We start from the raw sequence: 12429 nt of genomic DNA on the forward strand, positions 1-12429 counted from the left end.
ACTAATCAAACTCCTTGTTAACAGCTGTCAAAGCTGCGTGTAATACTTGATCCATGTTGTAGTAACGATATTGACCTAAACGACCACCGAAGATCACATTATTAGCCTCTTCGCTCGCTAACTTCGCATATTGCTTATAAAGTTCGTTATTCCGTTGATTATTAATTGGGTAATATGGTTCATCACCACGATGCCAATCAGCCGGATATTCACGGGTAATCACTGTTTTATCCTTATCGCCTTTACCGAATTCAAAGTGCTTATGTTCAATAATCCGGGTATATGGTGTTTCTGCATCAGTATAGTTAATTACCGCGTTACCTTGATAATTGCCAATATTCTTTTCCTCAGTTTCAAAGCGTAAACTACGGTATTGTAATTCACCTAACTGGTAGTCAAAGAATTGGTCAATCATTCCGGTAAAGACGATCTTTGGATAATCTTTGAGGTACTCATTCTTTTTATCAAAAAAGTCTACTCCAGTTTCAACGTCAATCAAATCACTGTCTAACATTTTTTCAACAATCTGGGTGTAACCACCAACCGGAATTCCTTGATAGGTGTCATTAAAGTAGTTGTTATCGTAAACCAACCGCACTGGAAGTCGCCGAATAATAAAGGCTGGCAATTCAGTTGCCTTTTGTCCCCATTGTTTTTCAGTATAACCTTTGATGAGCTTTTCATAGATATCGCGACCGATTAAGGAAATAGCTTGTTCTTCCAAATTCTGTGGCTCTTTACCTGCCATCTCTTGGCGTTGTTCATTGATCTTTGCCATTGCTTCTGCTGGTGTCCGTACCCCCCACATTTGGCTAAAAGTATTCATATTAAATGGGAGGTTGTACATTTCGCCCTTGTAGTTAGCTACTGGACTATTTGTATATCGATTGAATTCTGCAAACTGGTTTATATAATCCCACACTTCCTTATTAGACGTATGGAAAATATGGGCCCCATATTGATGCACTTGAATGCCATCTACTTCCTTAGTGTAGATATTACCAGCAATATGGTCTCGCTTTTCAATCACTTTTATACGCTTACCACGTTTAGCAGCTTCATAGGCAAAAGTCGCCCCAAAAAGGCCTGCGCCTACTACTAGATAATCATATTTTTTCATTGTTCTCTCCATATCATAACTTTTACATACTTTTGTATAATACTACATTACTACAGTGTTTGTGAAGCTTTGAAATATTTATCATAATTTAAGACTATTTAAGTATTTTTGTAATCTTTTAGTAAAATTTCTGTAATATAGAAGACTACTAAAATGTTTTCAGGCATAAAAAAATACCCCCTACATTTTCGTAGGAAGTATTTTTAGTCAACCATACCAGTTGACAGATATCCAGTTTAATTTGTACTCAAAAAGCATTCCTTTTCTTCTATTGAATGGTTTTTAATGAGCTTGAACAACCTTTGCATTGCTTGGTAAACTACCTGACCAATCATTATAAGTAATTTGATCACTACCGCTCGTTGTTTGTCGATCCATTCCATCACTATCCACATGGTGAGTAACGCCATTTTCATCTGTCCAAACGGCAACGTCACTTAAGCCAAGTTGAATTTCGCTGCTTTGATTAGCCTTATTACTTGAAGATTGTTGACTAGAAGTAGATGACTTTGTCGTACTTGTAGCAGAAGATTGTGATGAACTCGTCGCCTTAGATGAACTTGCATTTTGAGAAGTAGTATTTGAACTACTATTAGAATCAATCTTGGCTACATCATCATCACTAACTTTAGATGAAGCGGCATTCTTTTTACTACTTGATTTAGTTGAATCTTTAGCTTTTGCAGAACTTTTGCGACTCTCAGTAACTTTTGAGGTCGTCTCTTTAGACGAACTGTCACTAGAAGCAGATTTGTTTGTACTGCTTGCACAACCAGCTAAGCCTAAAGTGGTCATTAATAATACAGAACTGCTTAGTAAAAGTCGTTTAATTTTCATTTAATTAATTCCTCCGTTTAGGATCATGTATCTTATGCACTTATTGTAAACCATCTTGATTATTTACGCCACTAATTAAAGTTAATCTTAATAACTAATTGCTCGTTGTCTATCAGCATTCCAATGTTGGTAAAATTCACCATACGTCATGCTTTCTTTTCTTCCTGTCCAAGGATTATTGTAGAACAAGCGACCTGCATCATAACCAGTTAATGCCAATGCATGATTTACAAATCCATTGACATTTGCAACCCATGCAACTACTAGATGTCCTTGCTTTAATTTATCTTGAATACGTTGTATCGATGCACCTGTCATAATTTCATGATGACCAACGAAACGGTCAACTACTGGTGCAATTCCAGTTGGGAAAATCCACCATCCACTCGGGCTAAACGGATTACCTACAAATCCATAGTCTCCATTATTGCTTCGTGGCATGATATTAGCAAGCTGTACCTTATTAACATCATAGCCTGCGTAACGTAACATCATTGTTACTGCCGTAATTTCACAACCAGTTGGTAATTCCGGAAGTTGACTAATAACCTCCGCATCATTATAAACCGCAACAATTTGTCCATTATCATTGTAGGTAGTCGTTTTACGACCTTCAGTTTGAGCTCCTGAAAGAATAGAAACCGGTCCAGATACAATATCAATATAATTACCATTGCCAGCTGGATCATCCGTTAATCGGTTAATAATTTTAACTACTTTGTGGAGCATATTTTCTTGAGTCGGAATCACAATTTGGAAACCTGACTTATTTGCTCCTTCAATGTAAGGATAAACATTTTGGACATCATTTCGTGAAACATTTTTATCCGTAATCTCTTGGCGGTAAAGTTCTTGACCATTATTATCAAGAACAATCAACCATTCATATGGTTTATTACCCGCTTGCGTACTTGCATGCCAGCCACTTAAACTAACCTGACTAGCTGTTACGTGAATATTATCAAAATTACCAGCATTTGTTGGGTAGTCTTGACTATATTGATCGCTGTAATTTTGGTTAGCATCATCACCAGCAAACCGCATAATTACTTTAAGGGTGCCGTTTGCCTTAGCTGGATCCACCTTAAATTCACCGTTAAAGCCACTCTTTTGCGAGTTGTAAATGCTTGGGTAAACTTTAGCTACGTCGGGACGGTCAGTTAGTTCGACCTTCGTTCTGACAATTTCTTGACCATCATTCAATAAAATAAGGTAAGCATTAGGCTTGTTAATTGATTGATCGCTGACCATCCAGCCTTTCACATTGTAGCCATTGTCAGTCTTGGTAAAGCTATCAACATAAGAAGCTTGTTGATCTAACGTTACAGGATTAAACCAGTAATCGGTAGTCTTACTTTGACCATTATCCCCATTACCACCATCTAACGTCGAGTAACGACTAACAAGACTATAGCTATGGCCTGGGGTAAGATTTACTGGACCAAAATTAGCATTAAAGCCGGATTGCCCAGCTGTTGCTACTGTAGGATAAGCCTTTGCCACATCGGGACGAGCAACATTAGTTACTTTAATGGACTTAACTTGCGTCTTATTTGTATTATCAAATAAGATCAAGTAGTGATTATTTTCAACTTGAGAATAGTCAGTTGCGTGCCAGCCACTAACGATTAATTGACCGTCGCTAAGATTAAAGGTGTCAAGATTTCCTTGGTTACTAGTGTTAGCTGGCGCAAACTTCTTAGGAGCATACCAGTAACTAACATAGTTTCCTTCACCATTAACAGCATCGCTATAGCGGCTGATAATTTGCAGTTCATGGTTTAAGTCAATGCCAGCCAGTGAAAAGGCTGTATTAAAGCCAGAATCTTTGGCATTAATCACTTGGGAGTAAGCTTTCGCTACATCGGGACGGACCGTAGGTTCTACTTTTACCCGAGTAATTTCATGACCAGCGGTGCGGTCATACAAAATCACATAGTGATTAGCTTTCCCTAATGCCTTATTAGTTGCATTCCAACCAGAAACTTGAAGATGATTATTGGCAACACTAAAATTATCGAGATAAGCATAATTTCCCCTATCAAGATTAATTGGTTGTGACCAATTATCAACATGATTTCCTTCACCATTAGCGGCATCACTATAGCGACTAACAATGTGAATCTGGTCATCAACGCTCTTAACCTTACTCCAGTCCAGATTATTCATCGTTGCTTGGTAACCGGAATCCTTGGCGTTGACCACGTCCGGATAAGCCTTGGCAACATCAGGACGCGCCACATTTTCGGTTACCGATGTACGACCTAATTCGGTATTAGTAGTACTATCATAAGCCACTAAATAACGATTATCTTTACCAGCGGCTTGATTGGTTGCTTGCCATCCACTAACATGCAAGTCATTATTATTAACAACTTGAGCAGCATCAAGGTAGCCATAGTTTCCGTTATCCTTTGCTTGAGCAGCCTTTTCTTGACTAGCGAGCTCTGCATTGGCATCGCCAGTAGTAGGATTAGTAGTTTTAACTACCGGTACATTATCAGTCGGCGTATCAGCTTTTACATTCGTATTCCCCAATACTAATCCCGCTGAAACTGCCGCAACAGCTAACGCCATTGCGCACCAATTTTTACCATCTTTGTATAATTTATAGTGTTTCTTTATTTCCATTGTTATCTCCCATAACTCCCTACAAAAAAGCCACTTAATGTTAATTAACAATAAGCAGCTTTTTTATTACTTAGAACCATTCCGGATTAAATCCAATGGGTTTAACCAAGTACCATTATTGTTAAATGAGTTAGCCAAAGCAATATTAAAGTTGTGTTGACGAGTAACACCAATGTGAAGATGAGATGTGTCACGACGACCAATTACATCTCCAACGTTGATTTGTTGTCCCACTTGAACTTGAATATTGTTCCGGTTAGAGAATGCTTCTTGATAAACAGTAAGATATTCACCGGTATCAACTAATACGTACCAGTCTAAACCAGCTGTATAACCAATCTGAGTAACTTTTCCACCATGAATAGCATGAACTTCTGCACCTGGATGGTCAATTGAACCAAAATCTAGACCATCATGGAATCCATTCATACGGAATTGACCACCAGCGTTTACCCCAAATAATTGAACACCAGAGAAGTGACCTTCACCAGTACTAGGGAATGGCCAACCCCACTTATCATTTTCCACTGCAACCCCATTACTACCGAAATCATAAGACTTACCGTCCACCGTATGGGTACCAGTAAACATAGCACCAGTAGATGGATCAAAGTAGTAATTATTATTGTTAATATTTGCCCAACCTGTTTGTTTAGCACCTGTCCGTGGATCATAGTAATAAGTAGAACCATTTTCATTTTGGAATTCAGAATGAACAGATACTAAATCAGAATAATAATCAACATAATTACCTTCACCATTAGCTTGGTTAGAGAATCGGTGAATCAAACGAACCGCTTTATGATTAATTTGATCATTAAGGTTTACAACAGTTTCAAACCCTGACTTATCACTATTCTCAAGCCATGGATAAACTTTTTGAACATCATCCCGAGTAATATTCTTTGTATTCACAGCCTGACGAGCTAGTTCATGACCATTTTGGTCTAAAACAATAATAAATTGGTAATCTTTTCCATTAGCTTGGGTACTTGCATGCCAACCAGCAACCTTAATTTGGTTATCAGTTACATCAACAGTATCGAAATAACCAGTATTAGTAGCATATTTGCTAGTATATTGATCACTGTAATTACTGTTTCCATCTTCTGAACTAGTAAAACGTAAAACAAAGGAGAGTTCACCGTTCAAACTAGTTGGATCAACGTTCAAGTCTGTACTAAAGCCGCTCTTTCGACTGTTGTAAATACTTGGATAAACAGCTGCTACATCTGAACGATCGGTTAATGTTACTTTGCTTCGTGTAACTTCCTTGCCATTATTAAGTAAAATTACGTAAGCATTAGGACGATTAATAGCAAAATCACTTGCCATCCATCCTGTTACGTGAAAACCATTATTATCATTTTGAGTAAATGAATCAATACTATACCGAGCTTGATCAAACTTGAGATCGTTGAACCAATAATCTACATAGTGACCGGTATCACCATTACCGTTTGCAGAAGTAGAATAACGGCTAACAAGTGAGTATTCATGACCAGGAATAATAGTGTCAGCATTGAAAGTACCACTAAAGCCGGATTGATTAGCCGTTTGAATGTTCTTAAAGGCATTTGCAACATCTGTACGATCAATTTGGGTAGCATTAATAACGCCAGCTTGCTTTTTAGCTGTTTGGTCAAATAGAATCAAGAAATGATTAGGTGCAATGGTAGAAGCATCATTTGCATGCCATCCATTAACTACTAATTGTCCATTGCTAAAGTTAGCACTATCAAGGTAACCTTGATTTTCACGACTAGTTGGTGCAAACCAGTAATCTACTCGGTCACCTTCACCATTTTCAGCATTACTATAACGACTAATTACTTGTAATTGGTCACTTGCATCAAAGGATAATTTTGACAAGTCAAATGTAACGTTAAAACCAGACTTACCAGCATTATTAACATTTGAATATGCTTTTTGAACATCTGGACGTTGGCTAGCCGTTTCATCTACTAACTGGCGGCTAAGTTCGCGACCCTTAGTTGTATCATAAAGAATTACATAGTGGTAATCTTTGTTATTTGCTTGGTTAGTTGCGTTCCAACCACTAACATGCAATTGGTCATTTTCAGTATGCATATCATCTAGCCAAGCATAGTTACCTTGGTCAAAAGTAAATGCTGGATACCAATAATCAACATGATTACCTTCACCGTTAGTAGCATCGCTATACCGGCTGATTACACTAATAGAGTGGTTAGTATAATCTTCATTAGTTGTATTTAACTTAATAGTCGAGTTAAAGCCGGAATTATCAGCATTGGTTGCATCTGGATAGGCTTGAGCAACATCCGGTCGACTAACATTTTCAACTTGTTGGCGACCTAATTCTGCGTTAACCGTATTATCATACGCAATTACGTAATGGTAAGGCTTGTCTGCAGCTTGGTTAGTTGCTTGCCAACCACTAACTTGCAACTCGTTGTTTGATAAACTAACTGAATCTAAATAACCATAATTGTTGGGATTTTGTGGTTGAGTTGCTTCTTTATGTTGTACTTCTTGATTATTGTCCTGCGTTGGAACAACATTATAATTTTCTGTATTTTGAGTAGTTTCACTAGCTTGTGGACTAACTGCTACTCCGTTATATGTATTTGGTGTTTGTACATCAACTGTGGATGCATTTGGTTGTTCATTAGTTGTTTGTTGAGGAGTAACTGGTTGTTGAACATCAGTTGTTTGATCATCAGCAGCAGCATTTCCACTTAACAGGAATAAAGCTCCTCCACATACAGTAAGAGTAGATAAAACTTTTGATTTTAAATGACTAGGTTTAAAAATAAGCTTGTCCTCCATAAAATTAAAACCGAATTGTAACTTAAATACTTAATTTTCTCACGATTAATATCATACTGGTTGTGCTTTCTCCTTGCAAATCAACAAAAAAACCTACAAAAGCCTTAAATAACAGCCTTTGTAGGTAATCGTAACTATTAAGATATATATTTTTAACTTAATTGTAATAATTTAAAACGATCAAATCTCACTCACTTTTTCTCTTTAATAATATAAATAGGTCGTTTTTTCGTTTGCATGTAAATTTTTCCAATATAACGTCCAACTATTCCTAGGCACAGTAATTGAATTCCACCTAAGAATAAAATTATACAAACCATTGATGCCCATCCAAAAGCACTACTAGCAGGCTCTAGCATTTTACGAATTAAAACGACAATTATTCCGATTATAGAAATAAATGCTGTCAATCCTCCAGCCCAGGTTGCAAGTGCTAATGGCGCTTCAGAAAAATCGGTAATACCATCAATCGCGTATTTAAACAATTTCCAAGTCGACCAGTCAGTTGTTCCGGCAACCCGCTCGACATTTTTGTAAGGAAGGTACTTGGTCTTAAACCCAACCCAGTTAAAAATTCCCTTGGAAAAGCGATTATACTCGGTTAATGATAACACTGCATCCACCATCTGACGGGTCATCATCCGGTAATCACGAGCCCCAGAGACAATCTTGGTATCAGAAATCTTATTGATAACATTATAGAATTGGTTAGAAAGGAAAGACTTAAACTTCGCCTCACCTTTTCGATCTGTCCGCCGCATCCCTACACAATCATATTTGCCCGTGGAAATATCCTTATACATCTCAGGTAGATATTCTGGCGGATCCTGTAAATCAACATCCATAACAACAATATAGTCTCCTGTTGCCGCTTGAAGCCCTGCATAAAGCCCCGCTTCTTTTCCAAAATTTCGGGAAAAAGAAACATAGTGAACACGTTCTGGATCCTGTTCATGTAATTTACGTAATTCGGCTAAAGTATCATCATTGGATCCATCATTAACAAACCAATACTCAGTTTCTACTGGCATCTGTTTAACCACTTGTTCAACGGCAGGATAAAAAAGTGGGATAGCTTCCTGCTCATTATAACAAGGAACAACTATTGATAATTTTGGCATTTTGACTCTCCTTTAATAGTGTCCAACAATTTTTCTCTTTAAGAAATTACCACCTTTTACAAGCCAATTTGTATGTTCCATAAAAACATAATCTACTTCAGTTGTTTTATATTCTGGATGCCTTTCTAACCAAACATCTAATAATGGTTCACTTAAAAAGCCATAAACTCTTTGTTCATAAGTTGAATAGGTACTAATATCAATTTGCTTTTCAACGTTTTTCAATACATCAAACATCCATTTACAATATTCATTTAATGGTTCTCGTTTCATTATAAACATATTGAACATATGAGCCCATGTACGTTTCATTACCTTATTATAAGCGTCTTCATACTCAGGATATTTATCTTTAATAACATTTGTCATAATGTCCAAAGGTTTATTTTCATGCGAATGACGATAATGCGATTCTATTGTTTCAATATAGTATCGTCGTTTTTCCGGCAAAATAATATCATTATTTTTTAAAAGCCTTTCTGCATCTTGATATGAGAGAACTTTATTTAGTGACTTTTGATGGTTTAAGCTTAAATATCGTCGATAATGAACAAGCCCCATCGCATCTAAGTCTAAATTTTTCCATCCCCAATAAATAGCCGTTAGTTCATTATAATAAGGATTCATGGCAGACATGTTATCACCAGTATTATCCCCTTGAAAACTATGATTAACATCTGGTCGTAATTCTTTACCAACAAAAACTGGTAAATATAACTTGTCATCTGGCATTTGATAGTTTTTATGTGCTGCTACTAATACTTTAATCTCCACAAGTCTGCTCCTTTTAATATGCCCCGTTAGGCTTAATCATTATTTTAACAGTTTCAAACATAATTTTTACATCTAATAAAATTGAACGCTGTTGAATATATGTTAAATCTAATCTTACCATTTCAGCAAAGTCAACATCATTTCTTCCACCAACTTGCCACATACCTGTAGCCCCAGGCTTCACCATCAATCTTTGTTTATCATAGTTTGAGTATTCTTTTACTTCACTAACCAATGGTGGACGAGGCCCCACAATGCTCATTGAACCTTCTATAACATTCACTAACTGAGGTAATTCGTCAAGACTATATTTCCTTAATACTCTTCCAACTTTAGTAATACGTGGATCGTTCTTTATTTTAAACATTGCTCCGCTAATTTCATTTTCATCTTTTAGTCTATCTAATAATTCATCAGCATTTACAACCATTGAACGAAACTTATACATTCTGAACCGTTGGCCATCTTTTCCTACACGACTTTGTGAATAAAAAACTGGTCCCTTTGGATCATTTACCTTAATACAAATAGCAATAATTAAAAATAGAGGACTTAATAGTATTAAAGCTATACAAGAAGCAACAATATCAAAAGTTCTTTTTACAGTTCGATAAAAATATTGATGATTAAGCTTTTCCTCATTAATGTATATTTTCTTATTTTTCATAATTAACTGTCTCTTTTTTCTAAATAAATTAATATAAACATTAAAATAATACCAGTAATTCCCAATCTTGGAAAGTTATTATTGGAAATCTTGCGCATCTAGCCAGCTCTGCACGTCATCCAGATCAAATCCTTTGCGATACATTGTCTGCTTAAAATGCTGCTCACGCTCGTATCCCTGATAACGGCGAACACGACGCCATTGCTTCGCTGCTTCCTTCGCTAAAAGGTCGTTCTCCTGCTCCAGGTCAGGTTGCGGAACAACTTCATCCTTAATCATTTCATACACACTACTGGAAAAGCCTTTTGTCATGAGTCCCTGTTGTACTTTTTGTTCTCGTCGCCGCTCTGGCTGGTTCCGATAACGGCGAAATAACTTTACAGCTAACTTTTTTGCCAATTCTGCTTGAACTTCGGGAGTAAATTGCGTTAAAGCATCATCAATATCGTTTTCGCCAATCCCTTTTTGTCGTAAGTGTTGACGAATTACCCTAGGCCCCTTCAAGTCCGTATTGATCATCGTGCGGACATAAGAAGCTGCATAGGCATGATCATCGATTAACTGTTGGCCCCGCAGCTTTTTTAAGATTGGCTCAATAAACTCTTCTGGCGTATCAATTTCTTTTAGCTTCTTAACGATGTCGCTTTCCGTCCGCATCTGGTAAGAAAGGTAATCAAGCATTCGTGAATAAGCCTTTGCTTGCTGGTCAGCAGTCGCAATGGCCGTAATTTGCTTTTCATCTAGCTCAGTTCCCTTCATCAAACGGAACTGAATCAAAACACTTTCTGCAACCGGAAAAGCATACTTACCATCAAGGTATATATTATATCGACCCTTCCGTTTTTGCGCCTCAATTTTCGAAATTTTTGCCATTTTTAAATTTCTCCTTAACATTCTCAATTTTTAATCGTTTATAAAGGTGTAAGCAGTGGCCACTACTTAACAAATCAAATTAAACAAAGGAAGTTTTTATCATGCAAATGGTTCGTAATTTCAAGTCCGCTAAAATTCAGCTTACCCTCACTAACAGTGAACATCCCAAGGGCGTTAAACATCCCTTTAACAACATTATTGAGGATGTCACTAATGAGCAGGTAGCACAATTTAGTGCGGCAATTGAAATGCTTACTGCTGAAAAATGCCTTGATACAGACATTATCGTTACTAGTCAAGTCGCATTGAACAACTAATTTCAAGGAGGAAACTAACTTATGCGTACATTAAGCTTAACTTTCAAAGGTAGTCTTGGTAAAAAGCATTCATTAAAGTTAAACTATGCCAGTGGTGATCTTGATGCCGAAACCGTTCGGAAGGCAATGCAAGAAATTGCACAAACTCACCTCTTCACTAAGGAAGGCGAAGATATTTATCAGCAACCTCTTTCTGCAAAATACATTGATACTGTTTCTACCGTTATCTTTAACGACGAACAAAAGTAATTAAATATCGAGTTCTAAAGATCTTCAACATTTGGAGGCTAGGAAAAATTCCTAGCCTCCATTTTTGTTCTTTCTTTCTACCAGTTGCCAAAAGTGTTTCTTAGCGTGCAATTCACCCTCATGACATTCTTGCAAAGCAGCATTGAGAGCCGCCCCCAACATGATAATATAACCCGAAAAGTCAAGCCATACCATCATTGCAATAAAAGCTCCAATTGTCTTATAGGAAATTACCCCATGACTAAATAATAAGGTATAGAACGAGAATAAACGTGATAGTCCCATCCAAAGCAAAGAGGCCAAGAATGAACCAGCAAGTGCATAGCGCAACCGGACCTTCGCATTAGGAACAAAGTAATACAAGAGCGTAAGAGCAATAAACAAGACGCCAAATGTTACCGGCCACCTTAATGAGCTAAAGATAGCAATGTAATCACGCCGGAAATTAAAAATTGGCTGAATACTCTTAAGAACCTGCTCCCCAAAACCATATAAAATAATAATGATAAAGATAATTACTAAAACGACAATCATCCAAACAAAAGAGACGATTCGGTTCATCACTGGATTTTGATTTTCAGCGATTCCATACGCATGATTAACGCTTCGTTGAAAAGCGGCAATTCCCTGACTAGTCGACCAGAGAGCAATCAAGGCCCCGGTTGTCAGAACACCACCACTCCCCCGTCGTAAGAAATCATAGATCAACGGCTGGATAAAATCATAGACCGATTCAGGAATTGCCGTTGAGAGGTAGGCTAAAATCGTCTTAGCGTCAATTCCAATCATCGGTAATAAATTTCCTACTACCATCACGGCAGGAAAAATAGATAGCAAGGTATAGTAAGCTAGAACAGCAGCAGAACTTGAAATCTGGGCCATTGTAATATGTTGGATTAATAACGCAATAAATGTCTTACCTTTGCCCGGTTCCTTGTCCATAATAACCTCCAAAATTAATTTATAAAGACAATTATAACAAACTGAACACCCGACAAATATTACAGAATAGATAAAAAAGCCTCACCA

The 12429-nt window shown here is 37.1% G+C and carries 11 protein-coding genes; 2 read left to right on the plus strand and 9 right to left on the minus strand.

The genetic code is table 11. The features are described from left to right. Window position 1: 1 nt before the first annotated feature. From glf to recX, 8 genes are all read right to left on the minus strand, one after another. The gene (glf, locus tag LMB56_RS09530; protein ID WP_229279772.1) at window positions 2–1120 is read right to left on the minus strand and encodes a UDP-galactopyranose mutase; all 1119 of its coding nucleotides are present in this window, start codon (window positions 1118–1120) and stop codon (window positions 2–4) included. Between the two features lie 282 nt (window positions 1121–1402). Next, on the minus strand, window positions 1403–1957 hold the full coding sequence (locus LMB56_RS09535; RefSeq protein WP_003664399.1) for a hypothetical protein: 555 nt from the start codon (window positions 1955–1957) through the stop codon (window positions 1403–1405). A gap of 87 nt (window positions 1958–2044) precedes the next feature. Further along, on the minus strand, window positions 2045–4588 hold the full coding sequence (locus LMB56_RS09540) for a C39 family peptidase (RefSeq protein ID WP_229284221.1): 2544 nt from the start codon (window positions 4586–4588) through the stop codon (window positions 2045–2047). 66 nt (window positions 4589–4654) lie between these two features. Then, entirely contained in the window at window positions 4655–7399 is a 2745-nt protein-coding gene (locus LMB56_RS09545; RefSeq protein ID WP_229279774.1) for a M23 family metallopeptidase, read from the minus strand. Between the two features lie 191 nt (window positions 7400–7590). Further along, complete coding sequence (locus LMB56_RS09550; protein ID WP_229279775.1) at window positions 7591–8520, minus strand: glycosyltransferase family 2 protein; 930 nt, start codon at window positions 8518–8520, stop codon at window positions 7591–7593. 12 nt (window positions 8521–8532) lie between these two features. Beyond that, complete coding sequence (locus LMB56_RS09555; protein WP_229279776.1) at window positions 8533–9294, minus strand: DUF4422 domain-containing protein; 762 nt, start codon at window positions 9292–9294, stop codon at window positions 8533–8535. A 13-nt stretch (window positions 9295–9307) separates the two neighbouring features. Further along, window positions 9308–9961, minus strand: coding sequence for a sugar transferase (locus tag LMB56_RS09560; RefSeq protein ID WP_229279777.1), 654 nt, complete (start codon window positions 9959–9961; stop codon window positions 9308–9310). A gap of 78 nt (window positions 9962–10039) precedes the next feature. Next, window positions 10040–10834 carry a recombination regulator RecX gene (recX, locus tag LMB56_RS09565; protein WP_229284220.1) on the minus strand — a complete coding sequence of 265 codons (795 nt, stop codon included), beginning with the start codon at window positions 10832–10834 and terminating at the stop codon, window positions 10040–10042. A gap of 101 nt (window positions 10835–10935) precedes the next feature. Here recX and LMB56_RS09570 point away from each other — a divergent pair, with 101 nt between their 5' ends. Next, window positions 10936–11151, plus strand: coding sequence for a DUF1659 domain-containing protein (locus LMB56_RS09570; protein ID WP_003670641.1), 216 nt, complete (start codon window positions 10936–10938; stop codon window positions 11149–11151). 21 nt (window positions 11152–11172) lie between these two features. Then, window positions 11173–11400, plus strand: a complete 228-nt coding sequence (locus LMB56_RS09575) for a DUF2922 domain-containing protein (RefSeq protein WP_003670642.1) — start codon at window positions 11173–11175, stop codon at window positions 11398–11400. A gap of 51 nt (window positions 11401–11451) precedes the next feature. Here LMB56_RS09575 and LMB56_RS09580 read toward each other — a convergent pair whose 3' ends face one another. Beyond that, window positions 11452–12342, minus strand: a complete 891-nt coding sequence (locus LMB56_RS09580; protein ID WP_122481473.1) for a YihY/virulence factor BrkB family protein — start codon at window positions 12340–12342, stop codon at window positions 11452–11454. Window positions 12343–12429 lie beyond the last annotated feature (87 nt).

It is taken from the genome of Limosilactobacillus reuteri (genome assembly GCF_020785355.1).
In the GTDB taxonomy this organism is placed as follows: domain Bacteria; phylum Bacillota; class Bacilli; order Lactobacillales; family Lactobacillaceae; genus Limosilactobacillus; species Limosilactobacillus reuteri_I.